Annotated in this window: 19 protein-coding genes; 4 read left to right on the top strand and 15 right to left on the bottom strand. The window is 64.6% G+C overall.

The features are described 5' to 3' along the window. Positions 1 to 76: 76 nt before the first annotated feature. The gene (gene ftsY, locus ABQJ48_RS21800; RefSeq protein WP_367840070.1) at positions 77 to 1,252 is read left to right on the top strand and encodes a signal recognition particle-docking protein FtsY; all 1,176 of its coding nucleotides are present in this window, start codon (positions 77 to 79) and stop codon (positions 1,250 to 1,252) included. Between the two features lie 92 nt (positions 1,253 to 1,344). Here the strand turns inward: ftsY and maiA are convergent, their stop codons facing one another. Next, positions 1,345 to 1,989, bottom strand: coding sequence for a maleylacetoacetate isomerase (gene maiA / locus ABQJ48_RS21795; protein ID WP_367840068.1), 645 nt, complete (start codon positions 1,987 to 1,989; stop codon positions 1,345 to 1,347). 29 nt (positions 1,990 to 2,018) lie between these two features. Next, positions 2,019 to 2,717, bottom strand: coding sequence for a fumarylacetoacetate hydrolase family protein (locus tag ABQJ48_RS21790; RefSeq protein ID WP_367840067.1), 699 nt, complete (start codon positions 2,715 to 2,717; stop codon positions 2,019 to 2,021). Between the two features lie 236 nt (positions 2,718 to 2,953). Here ABQJ48_RS21790 and ybiB point away from each other — a divergent pair, with 236 nt between their 5' ends. Next, positions 2,954 to 3,922 (top strand): DNA-binding protein YbiB, encoded by a 969-nt coding sequence (ybiB, locus tag ABQJ48_RS21785; protein ID WP_367840066.1) that lies wholly within the window; start codon positions 2,954 to 2,956, stop codon positions 3,920 to 3,922. A 273-nt stretch (positions 3,923 to 4,195) separates the two neighbouring features. Here the strand turns inward: ybiB and ABQJ48_RS21780 are convergent, their stop codons facing one another. Next, on the bottom strand, positions 4,196 to 4,579 hold the full coding sequence (locus tag ABQJ48_RS21780) for a nuclear transport factor 2 family protein (RefSeq protein ID WP_367840065.1): 384 nt from the start codon (positions 4,577 to 4,579) through the stop codon (positions 4,196 to 4,198). A gap of 43 nt (positions 4,580 to 4,622) precedes the next feature. Further along, positions 4,623 to 5,183: an acyloxyacyl hydrolase gene (locus ABQJ48_RS21775; RefSeq protein WP_367840064.1), complete on the bottom strand. Its 561-nt coding sequence runs from the start codon at positions 5,181 to 5,183 to the stop codon at positions 4,623 to 4,625. Positions 5,184 to 5,541: 358 nt separating this feature from the next. Between ABQJ48_RS21775 and rpoH the strand changes: the two genes are divergently transcribed. After that, a complete protein-coding gene (gene rpoH, locus ABQJ48_RS21770; RefSeq protein ID WP_367840063.1) occupies positions 5,542 to 6,477 on the top strand; it encodes an RNA polymerase sigma factor RpoH in 936 nt (311 codons plus the stop codon). A gap of 305 nt (positions 6,478 to 6,782) precedes the next feature. Here rpoH and nagE read toward each other — a convergent pair whose 3' ends face one another. The 5 genes from nagE to ABQJ48_RS21745 all read right to left on the bottom strand — a co-directional run bounded on the left by nagE (position 6,783) and on the right by ABQJ48_RS21745 (position 14,278). Further along, positions 6,783 to 8,579, bottom strand: a complete 1,797-nt coding sequence (gene nagE, locus ABQJ48_RS21765; RefSeq protein ID WP_367840062.1) for an N-acetylglucosamine-specific PTS transporter subunit IIBC — start codon at positions 8,577 to 8,579, stop codon at positions 6,783 to 6,785. A 108-nt stretch (positions 8,580 to 8,687) separates the two neighbouring features. Then, positions 8,688 to 11,279 (bottom strand): phosphoenolpyruvate--protein phosphotransferase, encoded by a 2,592-nt coding sequence (gene ptsP / locus ABQJ48_RS21760; RefSeq protein WP_367840090.1) that lies wholly within the window; start codon positions 11,277 to 11,279, stop codon positions 8,688 to 8,690. 12 nt (positions 11,280 to 11,291) lie between these two features. Continuing rightward, positions 11,292 to 12,299: an SIS domain-containing protein gene (locus tag ABQJ48_RS21755; RefSeq protein ID WP_367840089.1), complete on the bottom strand. Its 1,008-nt coding sequence runs from the start codon at positions 12,297 to 12,299 to the stop codon at positions 11,292 to 11,294. Continuing rightward, positions 12,292 to 13,395 (bottom strand): N-acetylglucosamine-6-phosphate deacetylase, encoded by a 1,104-nt coding sequence (gene nagA / locus ABQJ48_RS21750; RefSeq protein ID WP_367840061.1) that lies wholly within the window; start codon positions 13,393 to 13,395, stop codon positions 12,292 to 12,294. Before nagA ends, ABQJ48_RS21755 begins: the two co-directional genes overlap by 8 nt. A gap of 148 nt (positions 13,396 to 13,543) precedes the next feature. Further along, positions 13,544 to 14,278, bottom strand: a complete 735-nt coding sequence (locus ABQJ48_RS21745) for a GntR family transcriptional regulator (RefSeq protein WP_367840060.1) — start codon at positions 14,276 to 14,278, stop codon at positions 13,544 to 13,546. Between the two features lie 373 nt (positions 14,279 to 14,651). Here ABQJ48_RS21745 and ABQJ48_RS21740 point away from each other — a divergent pair, with 373 nt between their 5' ends. Next, on the top strand, positions 14,652 to 15,578 hold the full coding sequence (locus tag ABQJ48_RS21740) for a bifunctional helix-turn-helix transcriptional regulator/GNAT family N-acetyltransferase (RefSeq protein WP_367840059.1): 927 nt from the start codon (positions 14,652 to 14,654) through the stop codon (positions 15,576 to 15,578). Positions 15,579 to 15,629: 51 nt separating this feature from the next. On the opposite strand, the gene ABQJ48_RS21735 is transcribed toward ABQJ48_RS21740, so the two are convergent. From ABQJ48_RS21735 to ABQJ48_RS21710, 6 genes are all read right to left on the bottom strand, one after another. Continuing rightward, the gene (locus tag ABQJ48_RS21735; RefSeq protein WP_367840058.1) at positions 15,630 to 16,442 is read right to left on the bottom strand and encodes a MetQ/NlpA family ABC transporter substrate-binding protein; all 813 of its coding nucleotides are present in this window, start codon (positions 16,440 to 16,442) and stop codon (positions 15,630 to 15,632) included. A gap of 387 nt (positions 16,443 to 16,829) precedes the next feature. After that, positions 16,830 to 17,447, bottom strand: coding sequence for an SCO family protein (locus tag ABQJ48_RS21730; protein WP_367840057.1), 618 nt, complete (start codon positions 17,445 to 17,447; stop codon positions 16,830 to 16,832). A gap of 4 nt (positions 17,448 to 17,451) precedes the next feature. Further along, a complete protein-coding gene (gene cyoE / locus ABQJ48_RS21725) occupies positions 17,452 to 18,357 on the bottom strand; it encodes a heme o synthase (RefSeq protein ID WP_367840056.1) in 906 nt (301 codons plus the stop codon). A 6-nt stretch (positions 18,358 to 18,363) separates the two neighbouring features. Continuing rightward, positions 18,364 to 19,473: a COX15/CtaA family protein gene (locus tag ABQJ48_RS21720; protein ID WP_367840055.1), complete on the bottom strand. Its 1,110-nt coding sequence runs from the start codon at positions 19,471 to 19,473 to the stop codon at positions 18,364 to 18,366. 23 nt (positions 19,474 to 19,496) lie between these two features. Then, positions 19,497 to 20,159 (bottom strand): SCO family protein, encoded by a 663-nt coding sequence (locus ABQJ48_RS21715; protein WP_367840054.1) that lies wholly within the window; start codon positions 20,157 to 20,159, stop codon positions 19,497 to 19,499. A gap of 148 nt (positions 20,160 to 20,307) precedes the next feature. Then, positions 20,308 to 21,024 carry an SURF1 family protein gene (locus ABQJ48_RS21710; RefSeq protein WP_367840053.1) on the bottom strand — a complete coding sequence of 239 codons (717 nt, stop codon included), beginning with the start codon at positions 21,022 to 21,024 and terminating at the stop codon, positions 20,308 to 20,310. Between the last annotated feature and the right edge of the window lie 26 nt (positions 21,025 to 21,050).

The following is a 21,050-nucleotide window of genomic DNA, read 5'->3' as shown; positions in this document are numbered from 1 at the left end:
TTGCAACGCTGCCTGCCGCACACGCCGGTTACGTACCGGTCGCGCGCATCGGCGCGCGCTCTCACCACGCCAGATCATGTTCAGCTTTTTCAAACGATTCAAGGGTTCGAAAGAGTCCGATACCGGGCAAGACGAATCGCAGGCCGCGCCGGAAGTCGCTACGCCCCAGGCCGTCGCACACGCGCCGGGTATGCCTGACGCGCCCATCGCACCTGTCACGCCGCCTGCGCCGCTCAGCGCGGACACGACACCGGCCATCCCGCCCGCCATTGAACTACTACAGCCCGAGCCTGCGGACTCCGCGCTCGAGACGGTCGAGATCGTCCCGCCGCCGTTGCCCGACGCGAACGCCAAACGCTCATGGCTGACGCGCCTGAAGACCGGCCTGTCCAAAACCAGTTCGAGCCTGACCGGCATTTTCGTCGGCGCGAAGATCGACGACGATCTGTATGAAGAACTGGAAACCGCGCTGCTGATGTCGGACGCGGGCGTCGAGGCGACCGAATTCCTGCTCGAATCGTTGCGCGAAAAAGTGCGCATCGAACGTCTCACCGATCCGCAACAGGTCAAGGTCGCGCTGCGCACACTGCTGGTCGATCTGCTCAAGCCGCTCGAAAAATCGCTGATGCTCGGCCGCGCACAGCCGCTCGTGATGATGATCGCGGGCGTCAACGGTGCGGGCAAGACAACCAGCATCGGCAAGCTCGCCAAGCATCTGCAAAGTTTCAATCAATCAGTGCTGCTGGCCGCGGGCGACACGTTTCGCGCCGCCGCGCGCGAGCAGTTGGCCATCTGGGGCCAGCGCAACAACGTGACCGTGGTGTCGCAGGAAGGCGGCGACCCGGCGGCGGTCATCTTCGACGCGGTCGGCGCCGCGCGCGCGCGCAGAATCGACGTGATGATGGCAGACACGGCCGGCCGTCTGCCGACCCAACTGCATCTGATGGAAGAGCTGCGCAAGGTGAAGCGCGTGATCGGCAAGGCGCACGACGGCGCGCCGCACGAGGTGCTGCTGGTGATCGACGCGAACACCGGCCAGAACGCGCTCGCACAAGTGAAGGCCTTCGACGACGCGCTCGGGCTCACGGGCCTGATCGTCACCAAGCTCGACGGCACTGCGAAGGGCGGCATCCTCGCCGCGATCGCGCGGCAACGTCCAATCCCGGTGTATTTCATCGGGGTGGGCGAGAAGGTCGAGGATTTGCAGCCGTTCAGCGCGGAAGAGTTTTCGGACGCGTTGCTGGGCGGTTGAACGCGAGTCCAGCATCGCCGCCGGCGGGCAAGGCAAAAGGGCACTCAAACAAGTGCCCTTTTTTCATTGGCGCGCGTCAAATCAACGGCAGTTCATTCGGCGTCCGGCTGTGCCGCGGGAGCGGCGAGGGCGAAGGCATCTATCTGCATGGCGTGGTCGTAAATGCGCTGGATCGTCGGAAACTTTGCCGTATCCACCTTGAAGCGTTGCGCGTTGAACACCTGCGGGATCAGGCACGCATCGGCGAGCGTGGGCGCGTCGCCGAAACACAGCTTGCCGGTGCGCGAGTCGCCGGCCAGATGGCTTTCCAGCGTCGCGAAGCCCGCTTCAACCCAGTGCCGATACCACGCGTCCTTCGCGTCGTCGTCCACACACAGCGTATGCTTCAGATACCTGAGCACGCGCAGATTGTTCAGCGGATGGATCTCGCACGCAACCTGCAACGCCACCCCCCGCACGTACGCGCGGTCGGCCGGCGTCCTGGGCAGCAACGGCGGCTCAGGATGCGTCTCCTCCAGGTACTCCATGATCGCCAGCGACTGCGGCATCACCTCGTTGCCGTCGATTAACGTCGGCACGATGCCGTCCGCATTGAGCTTGCGATATTCGGGCTTCAGTTGCTCTCCGCCGCCGCGCACGAGATGCACCGGCACATAGTCGTACGGCAGATTCTTCACGTTCAGCGCAATGCGCACGCGGTACGACGCCGAGCTCCGGAAATAGCTGTAGAGCTTCATGTTGTCTGTCTCCGCCGAGCCACCGTTCATCAGACGACGCGCACGCTGAATTCGCCGAGCCCGTCCACGCCACCCTTCATCAGATCGCCCTGCACCACCGCGCCGACCCCGTCGGGCGTGCCCGTAAAGATCAGGTCACCCGGCTGCAATTCGAACAGCGTCGACAGATACGCGATCGTCTCGGCCACCGACCAGATCAGTTGCGACACGTCCGAGCGCTGCTTTTCCTCGCCGTTCACGGACAGCCAGATCGCACCCTTGCCGATATGGCCGACCGTCGTGGCAGGATGGATCGGGCCGAGCGGCGCAGAGTGATCGAATCCCTTCGCGGTATCCCACGGACGCCCCATTTTTTTGGCTTCGGCCTGCAGGTCGCGGCGCGTCATGTCGAGACCGAGCGCGTAGCCGTACACGTGGTCGAGCGCGCTCTCAGCCGGAATGTTCTTGCCGCCTTTGCCGATCGCGGCCACCAGTTCCATTTCGAAGTGGACGTTTTTCGACTGGGCCGGATACGGGAACTCGCCAGTCCTGCCGGGCGCGACGTACAGCACCGCATCGGCCGGCTTGGTGAAGAAGAACGGTGGCTCGCGTTCGGGATCGTGACCCATCTCGCGCGCATGCGCCTCATAGTTGCGCCCCACGCAGTAGATGCGACGCACCGCAAACTGTTCGCTGGACCCGACAACTGGCACCGCCGGCTGCGGTGGCGGTACAAATACGTAACTCATCCCGTTCTCCGTTGTTTGATTTTGCCGCCGACGCGACGCTGAAACATGGAGTGTAACCCGCAGCCAGGCGAGTTGCGCGCGTCTGCGGCACGCTCACGCAAAAGCGGGGCGCGACGACCGTCAGCCTCGCCCGCGCGCTCGCCGCGTTGCCATAGATGCGATACTCACATCGGACAGCGTCCCCTGCATACCGTGACGGCACGCCGCCTCGCCCCCAATTTCGCCTGATACGCCCGATGACCGACACCGCCACCGCCCCCCCTTTCCCCTGCGCCCGCTTCATCAAGGAAATCGGCCGCGGCCCGCATGGCGCGCGCGCACTCACCGCCGACGATACGCGCTCGCTTTACAGCGCGATGCTCGACGGCCGCGTGGGCGAGCTCGAGCTCGGCGCGGTGCTGCTCGCGTATCGCGTGAAAGGCGAAACCGCCGACGAACTCGCCGCGATGCTGGCTGCCGCGCATGCGTCGTTCGAGCCGATCCACTTGCCGCATGGCAGTTTCCGGCCCGTTTCGATTCCCACCTACAACGGCGCGCGCAAGCAGCCTAACCTCGTGCCGCTGCTCGCGCTGCTGCTGGCGCGCGAAGGCGTGCCGGTGCTACTGCACGGCGTGACGGAAGACGCCGGCCGCGTGACGAGCGCCGAAATTTTCGCCCACCTGAAGGTTCCGCACGCGCGCTCGCACGCGGATATCGAAGATGGCCTGGCCGAGCGCCGTCTCGCGTTCGCGCCGATCGACGTGCTCGCGCCGAAGCTCGCGCGCCTTCTCGCGCTGCGCGCGCGCATGGGGGTGCGCAATTCGACGCATACGCTGGTCAAGATTCTGCAGCCGTTCACACCGGCTGGACTACGCCTCGTCAATTACACGCATCCGCCGTATCGCGACAGCCTCACGCAACTGTTCAATTCTCATCCGGAGGCCGCTGTGGGCGGCGCGCTGCTCGCGCGTGGCACCGAAGGCGAAGCGGTGGCGGATACGCGGCGTCAGGTGCAGGTGGACTGGCTGCATGACGGCGTGTGCGAAACGCGCGTGCCGCACCAACGCTCGTCGCCCGATGCGCCGGAAGTCGACTTGCCCGAAGCGCGCGACGCAGCCACCACGGCCGCGTGGATCGCCGCCGTGCTGCGCGGCGAAGCGCCGGTGCCGAGCACCCTCGAACGGCAGGTCGAACTGATCGTGGACGTCGCGAAAATACCGGTCTGACGCGCGCTGCGTGAGTCGCTGCCTGCCGCGCCTGCCTGCCCACGTCTGCACGCATAAAGCGGCGGCTCTACGAGATGCTACGGCGCGATGCGCCGCTTTATACCGCCCGAGTCAGGCGCATGCGGTCGGTTTCGAACGTGCTGCGAATCGCCTTCGGTCGGCTTCGCACGGCCTGCGTCGCGATTGCCTGGCGCATGTCGGGCGCAGTGCCGCACATTGGCAACGCGAGTTGCCGTCCAATCGTTCCGCATGGAGTGAAGCGAATTCAACGACTCACTCCAGCGCGCACCGTGTGGCCTGCCACGCGATCAGACGCCATTGTCCATGCTCCTGCGTGTGAATCGCCGTATAGGCAATCGGAAACAGCAGCGCACCGTTATTCGCCTCCATTTCGATCAACGCGCGACCGGTGACGAGACAGGTCTCGCGTCCCACCGCCAGCACGTCCTGCGACTGCACCTCGATTTGCCTGTAGCGGCGGCGTCCGCCGGTAATCCCGTCGATAAACTGTCGCTTCGTTTCACGTTTGCCGTTCGTGTGGACATAGCTGACGTTGTCCGCGAGCAGCGTGTCGAGCGATTGTCCGTCGCCGTCGACCATCGCACGGAAGCGCTCTCGCTCGAGCCCGCGAATCGCTTCGATTATCTTTGCCAGCATTGCTCAGCCCCTCGCACCGGTGGGCCGACGATGGCCACGGCTGTCAGAAGTTATATTGCAAATATAGCTGGCTGAAATTTATACCAGGATTCGGCTCTTTGATACCGCCGTTCGAAATATGCTGAAAGCGGTAGCCGGCCAGATATTGCTGGCGGCTGCCGAACTGCACCCCTATGCCGGCCGTTTCGGTGAACTGGAACGCGGTGCCGAGCGTGAAGTCCGAGCAAATTCGCGGGCTCGTCAGCACGCGGATGCCCGCGCCCACCTCGACGAATGGGCGCAGCGACCCGGTTCCCTTGATGAAGCGGATCATCGGCGTCACGCCCATTTCGCCAATGTTCTCGTGGACGTCGCCTTCGTTGGTGTGCCACCAGGCCACGTGGAATTCGCCGATCAGCGAGAAGTGCCAGTCGCCGATTTGCCACCACGTGAGTCCGGGATCCCAGGCCACGCCGAAGTCGATCTTTTTGGCATGGTGATCGGCTACTCCGGCGGCCACCTGCACGCCTAACGGATCAGCCGACGCTGCTCCGCACGCCGCACACGACAGCGCCGTCGCAACGCCTTGTACAGCCAGTCGACGCAAAACACTGTTGTTGGCCATCCGTACACCCATGTTCGATCAACGTTCTTACCACGGCAGCCGTTCGCGTCCCCCATGCTTCCCGGTCGACGAATCGTTGGGAGCAGCAATCATTCCCGCAATTTTTCACTCTAAATTCCTACCGCACTGGCCTTTTATAAGAACCCGAAGCCCGGAGCCCGCAATCGGTCCGCTCTCTGCGCGGCAAGCCGAGGGGGCGTATAATGACTATCAGATTTCAAACTCTGATAGAGAAGCGCGGAACTCGGATGCCCCTACCGGCTCTAAGTATTAGCACTCGGCAAATCAGAGTGCTAACATCCATCGCTGGAGTCGTTTACCGAGTACGCTTTTGTCTGATTCCAAAGGAGTTTTATACGTGAGCCATGCAATGACCCTTCCGAGTACTCTGAGCCCGTCGTCGGCTAAGGCCGCTTCGGCAGGTGCACTGGCGCTCTCGCATTCCTCGCTGCTGCCTGGTCAACTGGGCAATATCGACGCCTACATCCAGGCCGTTAATCGGATTCCGATGCTGACGCCGGCGGAAGAACGCCAGTTCGCCACCGAATTTCGCGAGCAGGACAACCTCGAGTCCGCGCGCCGTCTCGTGCTGTCTCACCTGCGGCTGGTCGTGTCGATCGCGCGCAATTATCTGGGCTATGGACTGCCGCACGCCGACCTGATCCAGGAAGGCAATATCGGCCTGATGAAGGCCGTGAAACGCTTCGATCCGGCGCAGAACGTGCGCCTCGTGTCGTACGCCATGCACTGGATCAAGGCGGAGATCCACGAATACATCCTGCGCAACTGGCGGATGGTGAAGGTCGCCACCACCAAGGCGCAGCGCAAGCTGTTCTTCAACCTGCGCAGCCACAAGCAAGGGCTGGGCGCGTTCACGCCGGACGAGATCGAAGGTCTGGCCAAAGAGTTGAACGTCAAGCGGGAAGAAGTCGCGGAAATGGAAACGCGCCTGTCGGGCGGCGATATTGCGCTGGAAGGCCAGGTCGAGGACGGCGAAGAGTCGTACGCGCCGATTGCCTATCTGGCCGACTCGCATAGCGAGCCGACGGCCGTCCTGGCTTCGCGTCAGCGCGACCGGCTGCAAAGCGACGGTATCGCGAATGCGCTGGAGGCACTCGACGCCCGCAGCCGCCGCATCATCGAGGCGCGCTGGTTGAAGGTGGAAGACGACGGCTCGGGCGGTTCAACGCTGCACGAACTGGCCGACGAATTCGGCGTGTCCGCCGAACGTATCCGGCAAATCGAAGCGAGCGCAATGAAGAAGATGCGTGGCGCGTTGACCGAATATGCGTAAGGCCTGAAACCGATCGAGCCCGCCGGTTCGTCCGGCGCGCCAGCCAACGGCAAGCCCCGCCCTCGCAAGACGGCGGGGCTTTTCTTATCGGGCCGCCTGGCGCCGGCCCGCCCCGCTCGCGTTCGCCGCCCGACGTCAGTTCGGGAAGACGGATGTCCATCGCACTTTTCAAGATAGCAATACGGGACGAACGCGGCCCGCTTGCGACGCAATCGCACACTGTGCGACAGGTCGCGCGACATCCGCTCGCAAAATCGCGATGCAACGAGAGGCCAGCGCGGCGCGCTGACCCAGTACCGCTTGGATTACGCCGGCAACGGCGTTGCGCCGCCGCCGGTTTGCGTCATGCGCATCGCCAGCTTCGCGGCATAGCGCGGCGCAGCGTCGCCAACGACGATATGGAACGTGTCGGTCGAGACCCACGCCGTATCGAGCGCAGTTAGACGCTGCCGATCGACCAACGACGGATCGCGCACGACGATACGCAGACGCGTCGACGCGACGGCATCCAGCGACACCACGTTGCCCGCCCCGCCGAACACCGCGAGCCAGCGCAGCGGGTCGGGATCGAGCGGACCGGCTTGTGCATCCGTAGCGGCAGGAGCGGTCGCAGGCGCCGCGGGGGCCGCTACTGCAGTGGGAACAGCGGCAGCGGCGACCTCCGCCTTCACTGCACCGCCACCGCCTTGCGCGATCACCGTGCGCATTTCATCCGCGATGATGTCCGCTTCAGGTCCGATGATCACCTGCACGCTGGTCGCGCCGCGCTTGAGCACACCGCGCGCGCCGATCGATTTCAGTTCGCTCTCGGACACCTTGTCTGGATCGACCACCGACAGGCGCAGGCGCGTAGTGCATGCATCCACCAGCGACAGATTCGACGCGCCGCCAAGCGCTGCGATATAACGCTGCGCACGTGGCACCGCAGCACCGGCTGTCGGCGACACGAAGCCGCCCGTCGCGAACGAATCGACCTGCTCGTCGGCGGTAGCGGGTTCGCGGCCCGGCGTCGCCATGTTGAACCTGCGGATGAAAAAGCGGAACAGCCCGTAGTACAACACCGAGTACACCAGACCAATCGGAATCGCCCACCAGCCTTTAGTCGACAGGCCGTAATTGAGCACGTAGTCGATCGCGCCCGCCGAGAACGTGAAGCCGAGGTGAATGCCGAGCGCCGAGCAGATCGCGAGCGACAGCCCGGTCAACAGCGCATGGATCACGTACAGCACCGGAGCCAGGAACATGAAGCTGAATTCGATCGGCTCGGTCACGCCGGTCAGGAACGAGGTCAGCGCCATCGAGAACAGCAGGCCGCCGACCACCGCGCGGCGCTCCCTGGGCGCTTCGTGGAACATCGCGAGGCACGCGGCCGGGAGGCCGAACATCATCACCGGGAAGAAGCCGGTCATGAACGTGCCCGCAGTCGGATCGCCCGCGAAGAAGCGGTGCAGGTCCCCCGTCACGGGGGCGCCGCCCGGCGGCGTGAAGGTGCCGAACACGAACCACGTCAGCGAATTGAGGATGTGATGCAAACCTGTCACGAGCAGCAGCCGGTTCAGCACGCCGAACACGAAAGCGCCAATCGCGCCCGCGGTGGTCAGCCAGTGGCCGGCCGTATCGATCACGGCTTGCACTGGCTGCCACACGTAGCCGAATACGATGCCGAGCGCGAGACAGACCACCCCCGTCGCAATCGGCACGAAGCGTTTGCCTCCGAAGAACGCGAGGTAGTCGGGTAACTTGATGTCCTTGTACCGGTTGTACAGCAGGCCCGCGACGATACCCGCCACGATCCCGGACAATACGCCCATGTTGAGCTTGTCGTTGATGTCCTTCATCACCGCGGTCTGGACCAGATAACCGATCGCACCCGCAAGCCCCGCGACGCCGTTATTGTCCTTCGCGAAACCGACTGCGACGCCGATCGCAAACAGCAGCGGCAGGTTGTCGAAGATCGCGCCGCCGGCATCGGCGATCATCTTGATGTTGAACACATCGGGCTGGCCGAGCCGCAGCAGCAGGCCGGCGACCGGCAGCACCGCGATCGGCAGCATCAGCGCGCGTCCGAGGCGCTGTATCTTCAGAAACGGGTTCCCATCCATTGATATCTCCATCCTTGTCTCGTGGTCGAATGTCGCCGTTGTGTTTCCGGCGACTTCTGAACACTATTGGTAATCAGTGTGCGAATCGGGTTACGGGCTGCGCGGGGTTCAGTCCGGAGGCCAGATTTCGCGGCTTGCTGCTCTTACCGCCTGCGCCGATTCGAGCGCCATGGCATCCTGGGCGCGTTGACGACACAGCTGATAATCGAGGTTGCGCACGCGCGCCTTGATGCCCGGCACCGAGATCGGGTCAACCGACAGCTCGGTCACGCCAAGGCCGACGAGTAGCGGCACCGCGACCGGATCGCCCGCCAGCGCGCCGCACACGCCGACCCATTTACCGTGCTTGTCCGCGCCTTGCACGGCGGCCGCGATCATGCGTAATACGGCAGGGTGCAGGCCGTCGGCCTGGGCGGCGAGATCGGCCTGGCAGCGGTCCATCGCAAGCGTGTACTGCGTCAGATCGTTGGTGCCGATCGACAGGAAGTCCGCGTGCTGCGCCAGTTGATCGGCGAGCAGCGCTGCCGACGGCACTTCGATCATCACGCCGACTTCGACGGCCTGCGCGCGGCCCATTTCGCGGGCCAACTCGTCGATCCGCCTGCGGATGCCGATCAGTTCCCCAACATCGGTGACCATCGGCAGCAGAATGCGCACGGCGCCGCTCGGCTGCACCGCAAGCAGGCCGCGCAACTGATCGTGGAGCAGATCGGGGCGCACCTGCGCGAGTCGAATACCGCGCAGGCCGAGCGCCGGATTCGGTTCGGGCGGCAGCGTCAGATAGTCGACTTCCTTGTCCGCGCCGACATCCAGCGTGCGGATGATCGCGGTGCGGCCGCGCAATGCATCGACGATCGACTGATAGCTCTGTCGATGTTCGTCGCTGCTCGGCGCGCTCGCGCGATGGATGAACAGCAACTCGGTACGCAACAGGCCGACCGCATCGGCGCCATTGTCGACGGCGGCTTTCGCGTCGTCGAGCGTGGCGATGTTCGCGGCGACTTCGATCGCGCGGCCGTCGACGGTCACGGCGGCCTGCCGCGAACTGCGGCGATTCGTTTCGCGCGCATCGGCGAGGCGGTTGCGCTCGCGACGCGCGCGTTCGATGTCGAGCTCGCTCGGCGCGAATTCGAGGCGGCCGGCGCTGGCGTTCACCACGACCTGCGCGCCTTGGGGAATTGCGTGCAACGCGTCGCCGAGCGCGACCAGCGCGGGAATGCCAGCCTGCCGCGCGAGGATCGCCGCGTGCGAGGTCGCGCCGCCACGCGCCATCAGCAGCGCGGTGACGCGCGAGCGATCCAGCGACGACAGGTCGGACGGTGTGAATTCTTCGGCCGCGAGCACGGCTTCGTCCGGCAGCGTGCGTGCCGCAGCATTCGTATAACCGAGCGCGCGCAGCACGCGCTTTTCTATATCGCGCAGATCGGCGGCGCGTTCGGCGAGCAACGCATCTTCGATATTGCTCAGGATTCCGATCTGTTCGCGAATGGCTTCGCGCCACGCAAAGCCGGCGCTCTTGCCGAGACTGATCAGATCGCGTGCGGCATCGAGCAGCGTCGGATCTTCGAGCAGCACCCGATGCACCGCGAAAATGCCCGCTTCGCCGACCGCCCCGCGCTGCGACGCGTCGCGCACGGTCGTGTCGAGATCGGCATCCACGGTGGCGATCGCCTGATCGAGCAGGCGGCTCTGTGCGGCGGGCGTGCCGCTCGCCTGTTCCGGTGGATCGATGTCCGCGTCGTCCCAGCGCACCAGCTTGCCGAGCGCAATGCCCGGCGCCGCGCACACGCCCGCGAGCGTATTCGGCGCGTTGGCTTCGCCCGCCGGACGCGGCACCGCTTGCGGCGCGGGGGAACTCTGACGCGCCGGTTTCTCTTCGACTTCGCCCCTCGCTTCGCGCGTCAGTTCGCGAGCGACCGCGTCGACCGCATCTTTGGCTTGCGGGCCGACGCCGAGCAACTCGACGCTCGCGCCTTCACCCGCGCCGAGCGCGAGCAGACCGACCACGCTTTCGATCGCCGCCTTGCGGCCGTCATAACGCACTTCGACGCGTGCGTCGAAACCGCGCGCCGCTTCGCGCGCACGCGCGGCGGGCCGCGCATGCAAACCGCCGGCGTGAACCAGCGTGATCTGCAGACGGGCTTCCTCGGTCACGTTGGTCGCGCTTGCCTCGCGCGCGGCGTCGGCTACCGCGCCGGCGCGGGCGCGCACCAGCAGCAGCGGGGTCTCACCCGCCTTGAGCAGGCCGCCTTGCGCGCGCTCGACGATCTCGAACGCATCCGAATTGGCGATCGCGATCACCGACACGAGGCTCGGCGCATTCAACGCGACCTGGTCCTGATCGAACTCGATCAGCACGTCGCCGGCACGCACCGGCGCGCCCTGCTCGACCCGCGGCGTGAAGCCCTTGCCGTTCAGATTCACCGTGTCGATACCGACGTGCAGCAAAATCTCGACCCCTTCGGCCGTCGCAAGCGTGAGCGCGTGACCGGTGCGCGCGAGATGGGTGACGGTGCCGTCGCATGGCGCGACGAGCCGCCCTTCGAGCGGATCGACGCCGATGCCGTCGCCGAACATGCCACCCGAGAACACCGGGTCGGGCACGTTCGCGAGCAGCACGACCGGACCGGTCAGCGGCGAAAGCAGAACAATTTGGCCTACAGAATGGCTCATCAAGCGGGACTCCTCGACACGTCGCATTTGCATTTGTCGTCAGTGAGTTTCGGTGACTTTGTTGAGATGGCGCGGCGCATCGGGATTGCGCCCGCGCGCGGCGGCAAGGCCGGCGGCCATCACGTAAAAGGACAGGATGGCGCCGATCGGGTCGAGCGCCGCGTGAGCGGTGGCGGCCAGCGGCAACGTGGCCTCGGGCACGTCGTCCGGCGCGGCGAGCAGCACGCGCGCGCCGCGCGCCCGCATGTCGTGCGCGAGTTGCAGCAGTCCCGCCTGCTCGGGTCCGCGCGGCGCGAACACCAGCAGCGGGTAGTCGCGGTCGATCAGTTCCATCGGGCCGTGACGCACTTCCGCGCTCGAAAACGCCTCGGCCTGAATACCGGAGGTTTCCTTCAGTTTGAGCGCGGCTTCCTGCGCGATCGCGAGACCCAGACCGCGGCCGATCACGATCATCCGCTCTATGCCGCGCAGTTGGTCGACGGCTTGCGACCAATCGAGCTTGCCTGCCTTGTGCAAAGCTTCGGGCAGCGTGTTCAACGCGCCGAGAAGTTCGGCATCGTTCTGCCAATGCGCAACCAGTTGCGCGGAAATCGACAGCATCGCGATATAGCTCTTGGTGGCCGCGACACTCAATTCCTGACCCGCGACGAGCGGCAGTTGCCATTCGCACGCGTCGGCCAACGGCGAGTTCGGCGCGTTCACGGCGGCCACAGTCAACGCGCCCGCGTGGCGCAATGCGGTCATCGTGCCGACCAGGTCCGGGCTCTTGCCCGATTGCGAGAACGCCAGCGCGAGCTGATCGCGCACCTGCAGCGGCGCCTGTTGCAGCGTGGCGACCGACATCGGCAGCGACGCGACCGGCACGCCCAGGCGGCTCATCGTCAGACTGGCGAAGTAGCTCGCCGCATGATCGGAGCTGCCGCGCGCGACCGTCAGCGCAACGTGGCGCGGCTGTTCAGCCAGCTTCGCCGCGAGGGCCGCGACGCGCGAGGTGTCCGCGAGTTGCGCGGCGACCGTTTCGGCGGAGGCCAGCGCCTCTTTAAGCATATTCGACAATTGCTTCTCCTTCGACGTAAGTCCCGCTCAACGTCAGTTCACGATCGAACACGACCACATCGGCCCACGCGCCGCGGACGATGCGTCCGCGGTCCTCGAGACCGAGATAGTCGGCGGCGTAGCGCGACAGACGGTTGGATACATCGGCGATCGGCAGGCCGATCGATACGAGATTGCGCAGCGCCTGGTCCATCGTCAGCGTGCTGCCCGCGAGGGTCCCATCGGCCAGACGCACGCCGCCCAGGCACTTCGTCACGCGCTGGCTGCCGAGGCGGTATTCGCCGTCCGGCATGCCGGTGGCCGACGTGCTGTCGGTCACCACGTACAGGCGAGGAATCGCGCGCAAGGCCGCGCGGATCGCGCCCGGGTGAACGTGCAGCAGGTCGGGAATGATTTCGGCGAATTCGGCATGGCCGAGCGCCGCGCCGACGAGCCCAGGATTGCGGTGATGCAGCGGCGACATCGCGTTGAACAGATGCGTGAAACCGCACGCCCCGTGCTTGAGCGCGGCGACCGCGTCGTCGTAGGTGCCCAGCGAATGGCCGAGCTGGACGCGCACGCCGCGCGCCGCCATCGCGGAAATGATGTCCATGTGGCCGGCAATTTCCGGCGCCAGCGTGACCACGCGGATCGGCGCGATGGAGAGATAGGTCAGCACCTCGTCCATCACCGCCGAGACCGCCGCGTCCGGTTGCGCGCCCAGCTTGCCGGGGTTGATGTACGGCCCTTCCAGGTGCACGCCGAGCACCCGCGCACCGCCGGGCGTGCGCACTTTTGCGCTGTTGCCCAAGCCGGCGACCACCTTCATCAGTGCGTCGCGCGGTGCGGTCATGGTGGTGGCGAGCAGGCTCGTCGTGCCGTACCGTGCATGCTTTCGTGCAATGACTTCGATCGCGTCGCCGCCTTCCATCACGTCGGCGCCGCCGCCGCCGTGCACGTGCAGATCAATGAAGCCGGGCAGGATGTACGGCGCGTCGTTGGTCGACGGATCGACGCGCTCGCCGGTGAGCGCCGTGATGCGGCCGTTTTCGTAGTCGAGCGTGCCGTGAATCCACCCATCGGTGGTCAGTATGTTTCCGGTCAGCATGAGTCTCTCTGATAAGACGTGATACGGGTGTGACTGAATTGCGCTGGTCCGCGGGGCTTGTGTCGCGCCTGCCGCTTGCGCCCGGCTCTGCCGCTTCTGCCGCTTCTGCCTCGCGGGCGGCTGCCCGCGCCCGCGCCAGCCGCGCCATTTACGTGCGCAATTCGGCGACGAAGTCGTAGTAGTCGTCGCGGCAATAGGTGTCGGTCACTTCGATGGCGCGCTGATCGGCGCTGTAGCCGATGCGGGTAATGACCAGCAACGCCGTGCGCGGTTCGATTTCCATCAACGAGGCGATCTCGCTCGAGGCGTTCACCGCCCGGAAGTGCTGCAACGCGCGAACGACGGCGGCGCCGCGTTGCTCCAGATAGCTGTAGAGCGATACGCCGATCGCCTGCGGGTCCGGCACGATCGCCGCCGGCAGCGCCGAATGCTCGACCGCCATGACGATGCCGTCCGCGCGCCGCAGCCGGCGCAGACTCGCGACCGCCGCGCCCGGCGAGAGTCCGAGGTGCACGAGCTCGTCCCGGTTGGCCGCCCGCAGCGCGCGCTCGAGCCACACCGAGTCCGGCCGGAAACCTCGCTGCTGCATCTTCTTGGTGAAGCCGGTGAGCCGCGACAGCGGATCTTCGACGCGCGGCGTGATGAAGCTGCCCGCGCCGCGCGCCCGCCGGATCAAGCCCTGCTCGACTAGCAGTTCAATGGCTTTGCGCGCGGTGATGCGCGACACGCCGATTGCATCCGACAGCGTACGTTCGGACGGCAGCGCTTCGCCCGCCGACCAGACTCCGCAGTGGATCGCCGTCGCCAGATTGCGCGCGAGTTGCAAATAGAGCGGCGTGACGTTGCGGGCGTCAGGCACCAGTGCGGACCAGCGAGTTTCCATGGGACTCCGGCGGCCGTCGAGAAAGCGCTAGGCCTGCGAAAATGAGAGCCCATTATATAACCAACATAATACCAGTCAATAAATTGGTTATATCCGATGCGACGAGTCCGAAGGCCTTGTTGGATAAGGCTCCCCCCGGTTCCAAAAGGCTGCCGGTACGGAATTGTCGCCTAGGGATTTACCCGTATTCAGGCTGTATTAAACCTATCGGCGAGCAACGCGGTGGCGCTCATGACGCCCAATGCGGAGCACTGTCAAACATACCTTTTTAGTACCACTCAGCCGCTGCGCTTGCCGGCGCGGTTTTGTTATCGGCAGGCAATCCCATATAGTGCGCATTCCCAGCAATCGACACTCTCCGAGGGACCCGCATTTGACTGATTCCGTGGCGGTGCGACGCGCTCAGGCCGTCCGCCATTTCAACCGTTTTTACACCCAGCGTCTGTGTGCACTGCATGAACATCTCGCCGAAAGCGCGTTCTCGTTGACCGAAGTGCGTGTGCTGCGCGAACTCGTCCTCGCACCTGCGCAAACCGCCTCGGCGCTCGGCCGGACACTCGGTCTCGACAGCGGCTATCTCAGCCGCCTGCTGGCCGGTTTCGCACGGCGTAACCTGATCACACGCCGGCCGTCCGACTGCGACGCGCGCCAGTCCCTCATCACCCTCACCGCCGCCGGCCACGCGGCCTACGAGCCGCTCGATACCGCCGCCGACGCGCAAGTGCTGGCCCTGATCGGTGGCCGCAGCGCGCTTTCCCAGGAACAGCTGATCGCGGCGATGAAACTCATCGAGCGACTGCTCGGCGACGCGCCGAAAAAAGCATCCGTGATACTGCGCGAGCCGCGTGCCGGGGAGTATGGCTGGCTGATGTATCGGCAGACGCAGTGGTTCGCCGCGGAACACGGCTGGGACCAGTCGTTCGAGGGATGGCTGGCGCGCGTCGTCGCCGATTGCATCGAGCGCAACGATGCCGCGCGCGAGAGGTGCTGGGTGGCGGAGCAGGACGGCATGGTGGCCGGTTCGGCGTGCCTCGTCGCGGTATCGACGACGGTGGCGGCGGTGTGCATGCTGTGGGTCGAGCCGGATATGCAGCGCCTGGGCATCGGCACGCAATTGATCGGCGAATGCGAGCGGTTCGCTCGGCGCGCAGGCTATAGCAAACTTACGCTGATGACTGCGAGCACCCTCGCGCCACCGCGGCGGCTTTGTGAGCGCGTCGGCTTCAGGATTGCCGGCACGACGGCGGAGCGCCGCTTCGGCAAGGACCAGATGATCGAAAGATGGGAATTGGACCTGTAGCGGCGAGCGCTCCCTGCATAGGGCCGCGCTCGCCTGCCTGCTATGCGTCGCTTAGAACGACGGCACCATCGATCCCTTGAACTGTGTCTTGATGAAGTGGCGCACGTCTTCCGACTGGTAAGCCGTGACGAGCTTCTTGACCCACGGCTTGTCCTTGTCCTGCGCACGCACGGCGATCAGGTTCGCGTACGGGCTGTGGATGTCTTCGAGCGCGATGGCATCCCGGCTCGGCTGGAGGCCGGCGGCCAGCGCGAAGTTCGTGTTGATCACCGCGGCGTCGACATCGGAGAGCGAGCGCGGCAGTTGCGCGGCGTCGAGTTCGACGAACTTGATCTTCTTCGGATTCCCGGCGATGTCGAGCGGCGTGGCGTTATTGCCGCCGGCGCCAGCGCCGGCGTTCAGCTTGATCAGGCCTTGCGCCTGTAGCAACAACAGCGCGCGGTTTTCGTTCGACGGATCGTTCGGCACCGCGACCTTCGCACCCTGCGGCAGGTCCTTCAGCGATTTCAGCTTCTTGGAGTAGACGCCGAGCGGCGAGATGTAGGTGAGGCCCGCATTCACCAGCTTGTAGCCGCGCTGTTTAATCTGGCTATCGAGATACGGCTGGTGCTGGAAACTATTCGCGTCGAGGTCGCCCGCGTCGAGCGCGGCGTTCGGCTGGATGTAGTCGTTGAATTCGACGACTCTCACGTTCAGACCCTCGCGTTTCGCCACTTTCGTGACGACTTCCCAGATTTGCGCATCCGGCCCGCCAATGGTGCCGACCTTGATGACTTTGTCGTCTGCGTTCGCACTGAAGCTGGCGACGATCGCCGCGCCGGCGATTACCGCGGAGAGGGCTTTGAGGATGTTCCTGCGCTGCATGTAGTTCTCACTGTCTGATTCGATTCTCCGGCCGGTGTCGACCGGGGGAATCCGGCTGCGGCACGGGTCGATCGTAGCGCGCCGCCAGCTGGACTCAAAATGGTCGCATATACGCGATCAGATGGGAAATATCCCCATCTCATATCGATATGCGTATTTACTGGCGGGTAGTCGGCTGGCGACCGGAAGGAGGCTGAGTCGCCGTCGGCAGTTACGGTGGCGGGGGCTCTGGGGCGTCGGCGGAGATGCGCGTCGCCGCTGACCTCACGTGAATTAGATGACCGACAATTCAAGCCGTGGCCGCGACAGGGATGCAGCACGTGCGGCGTGTGCAATCCCCTGCGAGAATGCTTATGTACGCGATCAATCTGTCTCGACTGTCGCCTATCAGTCCAGCAACAACTTGATGTCGTGCACCCACGGCTCGGCGCCTTGGCCATCACGCGCGAACAGACGAAGCTTGCCTTGCGTGTCGAACACATAGCTTGCCGCCGTGTGATCCATTGTGTAGCTATCGGGCGTCTTGCCCGGCACCTTCGCGTAGTAGACGCGGAAGTCTTTCGCGACCTTGGCGAGCTCAGCGTCATTGGCTGGGCGCAAGGCGACGAAGCTCGGATTGAACGCCGGCACGTATTGCGCCAGCAAGCTCGGGGTATCGCGCTCAGGATCGACGGTGACGAACAGCACTTGCACGCGCTTCGCGTCTTGCGGCCCGAGTTGCTGCAACGCCTGCGAAAGCTCGGCCATCGTGGTGGGACAAACGTCCGGACAATGTGTGTAGCCGAAGAAGAGCACCACTACCTTGCCCTTGTAATCCGCCATCGTGCGAATCTTGCCGGAAGTGTCGGGCAGCGAGAAGTTGCTCGCGAATTGAGTATTGCCGGTGATGTCGAGATTCTGGAACGCGGGCGGCTGCTTGCCGCAGCCCGCTGCCAGCAGCGCGCCGCCAAGCGCGCAAGCCATCACAGCACCACGCGCCGCGCGCGCGAAGCGGTTGTTGAGCATGGTATTACGCGCCGATCACGACGCGCGCATAGTGGTCGATCAGCAGCGCGGCGAACAGCAGCGACAGATACACGATCGAATAACGGAAGGTTCTGCGCGCCAGATCATCTGAGTAGTCCCGATAAATCTTCCACGCATACGCGAGAAACACTGCACCGAGCAGCACCGCCGCGGCGAGATAAACCACGCCGCTCATGCCGGAGATGAACGGCATCAGCGCGACCGCGAACAGGATGACGGTGTACAGCAGGATATGCAGGCGCGTGTACTTTTCGCCGTGGGTATTGGGCAGCATCGGCAGACCGGCGTTTTCGTAGTCTTTGCGGCGATACAGCGCGAGCGCCCAGAAATGCGGCGGTGTCCACACGAAGATGATCAGCACCAGAATCCACGCGTCGCCCGGCACGTGGCCGGTGACCGCGGCCCAGCCGAGTGCCGGGGGCATGGCCCCCGACGCGCCGCCGATCACGATGTTCTGCGGCGTGGCGGGCTTGAGCAGCAGCGTGTAGACGACCGCATAGCCGACGAAGGTGGCAAGCGTAAGCCACATGGTCAACGGATTGGCAAACGTGTACAGCGTCCACATGCCGAGGCCACCGAGCACCGCGGAAAACAGCAAAATCTGCGCGGTCGTGATCTCGCCACGAGCGGACGGGCGCCACGAAGTGCGGCGCATTTTCGCGTCGATCTTCTGTTCGACGAGACAATTGATGGCGAACGCCGCACCCGCCAGCAGCCAGATGCCGACAGTGCCGCCGATCAGCACCGTCCATGGCACCATGCCGGGCGTCGACAGAAACATGCCGATGACGGCGCAGAACACCGCGAGTTGCGTGACGCGAGGCTTCGTCAGGGCGAGGTACTGGGAGACCCTGCTACCGGGCGTTTGGGAGAGTGTTGTGCTGTCCATGTGGAGTCACGCTGGCGCGGCATCGCGCGCGGAGAGCAGGGCGCGGCCGGGACGGCTATAAGCGATTCGAAAGTTTAACATAACGAGCAATAGCAGCAGGATCGCCGCGCCGCCGTTATGCGCGACTGCAATCGGCAAAGGCCATTGCAGGACGATGTTCGAGAGCCCGGTGACGAACTGCACGAGCACCACCAGCAGCACGCCGTTCGCCGGCCGCCGCAGTGATTCGTAGCAGCGCACTTTGAGCGCGAACCACAGCAGATAAGCTATCACCAGGAACGCGAACGTGCGATGCGTCCAGTGGATCGCTACCAGCGCGTCCTGGGTGATCACCTCGCCGTCGCCGGTCATGCCGAGCGCACGCCACAGGTGAAAGCCATGAGCGAAGTCCATCGGCGGAATCCACTGGCCGTTGCAGGTCGGGAAGTCGGTGCAAGCGAGCACCGCATAGTTCGTGCTGACCCAGCCGCCCAACGCAATCTGCACGACCAGCAGCGCCAAGCCCGCCAGTGCCGCCGCTCGCCAGCGCGCAGCGTCGGGTTCGTCAGCGGGCAATGGCGTGAGCCGCGCCGCAAGCCAGCCGAGTGTGCCTAGCAGTGCGAGACCGAGGAGCAGATGCGTCGTCACGATGACCGGCTGCAGTTTCATGGTCACGGTCCACGCGCCGAATGCGCCCTGCACGAGGATCAGCAGCAGCAGCGAAGTCGGCCACCATGGCGACACATGCAGCGGGCGGCGCTTGATACGCGCCGTCCACGCAATGATCGTCTGCGCGATGATCAGCACTCCGATCGCCATCGCAAAGTATCGGTGGATCATCTCGATCCAGGCCTTCGCCATGCTGACCGGCCCGCTCGGCATGGCGTAATGCGCGGCTGCAATCGCCGCGTGTGCGATGAACGGCGACGACGTGCCGTAGCAGCCCGGCCAGTCCGGACAGCCGAGCCCGGAATCGGTGAGGCGCGTGAATCCGCCAAACATCACCAGATCGAGCGTCAGGAAGGTGGTCAGCCAGACCAGCTTGCGGAATTTGTCGTCGTCGGCCTTGACCCATACGTAGGAGAGCGGCAACAACGCGATACACAGGCCGATCAGGGCCAGTTGCAGTACGAACATCTCTTCTTACCCTGGTTGCGGCATCAGCCGATGCTCGACCATTTGAGCAGCTTGGTCACGTCGCCCTTGATCTTGCTGGGGTTCGGATCTTTGGGGAAACGCATCATCAGATTGCCGTTGGGGTCGACCATGTAGATGTGGTCGGTTATCTGGGTGCCCGTGTCGGCGGGCAGCCACGCGGACAACTGCGCCGGATCGGCGATCAGCATCCTGGTGTCCGGATAGGCGGTTTGTATCACGTCGGCAACCTTGCCGGCATCGGTGCGCAGCCACACTTCCACGACGCGCTCGCGTTCCGGCCCCTGTGCTGCGCGGATTTGCCGCATGAAGTACAGCTTGGTGACGCAGGCTTTGTCGCACGTGCTGCCGTCGATCGAGATCAGCAGCCAGCGGCCGCGCAGCGTCGCCAGTTTCACCGGCTTGCCGTCCTCGCCCGTGACCATGAGCGATTCCGGGATCGGCCGTTGAGGCTCGACCAGCGTGCCGTAGCTCGTGCTGCCGCCGCTCGGCTTGATGACGTAGTACATGAAATACGACACGGCGATCGGCGCCGCACAGATGATGGCCAGCAGCAACAGCATCCAGCGGCCGCGCCGCCAGGAGCCGTCGCCGTTGGGTTGACCGGGCATCGGTGCGCGGCCGGTCGATTTGCCGGCTTGCGGCGAACGGGGAGATTGCGTCGACACTACAGACCTCTTTCAATGTTGCCCGGCTTGCGGCCCTTGTTTGTCTCAAGCAGCGAGTACTGCGATACGCGCGGCGCGGGGATTTTCGCATGACGCGCAGAACGTGTTCCTGCTATCCGGCGACTGACAGGTCAGCGTTCCTTGCCGCTTACGCGTGGGGCTGGCGTTCTTTCCTTGCGGCGCGCCGGGCGGCGTACACGCCGAACCCCAAGGCCGCGGCCGCCATGCCCCACCACTGGAACATATAGCCGTAGTTGCGCTCGACACCATTGGTCGGCGCGGGCCAGTCGCGAACCAGTTTGTCGCCGTCGTCGCTTAGTTGCTGAATCACGAACGGTTGCAGCGGCAAGCCGGTTTCGGCGGCATATGCGGCGATATCCAGATTCTGGCGGATCCGTTGATGCGCCGCCGAGCCGCCTTGCCCCAACTCGAAGGCGCGCGACGCATCGGCGCGCGCGATTCCTTCGATTTCGATTTCGCCTTGCGGCGTCGCGTACGGCGCGATGGTCTCGCGATTGCTCATGTTGCGCGGCAGCCAGCCGCGATTGACCAGCACATAACCGCCGTCGGCCAGTTTGAAAGGCATGACGACATAAAAGCCCGGCTGATCGTTATACGGACGATTATCCAGGTAAACCACCTTGTCCGCGACAAAACTGCCGCGCGCTTTCACGCGATGAAATTCGATGTCCTTCAGCGCGACCAAACCAGCGCTCACCCGCTGCGCGGGTGCGTTTTCGAACTGGGTAATGTGCGCTTCGAGCGCTTCCTTCTGATGCGCGCGATCGCGCTGCCAGAAACCGAGCCGCACGGTCACGACGATCACGAGCAGAATCAGCAGCGCGGGAACCAGGCGTATCTTCATTGAACACGCTCCGCGATGGCCTGCGG

Origin of the sequence: Paraburkholderia suaedae (genome assembly GCF_040812055.1) — a bacterium.
GTDB lineage: Bacteria > Pseudomonadota > Gammaproteobacteria > Burkholderiales > Burkholderiaceae > Paraburkholderia.
This window is presented reverse-complemented; position numbering and strand designations above follow the sequence as displayed.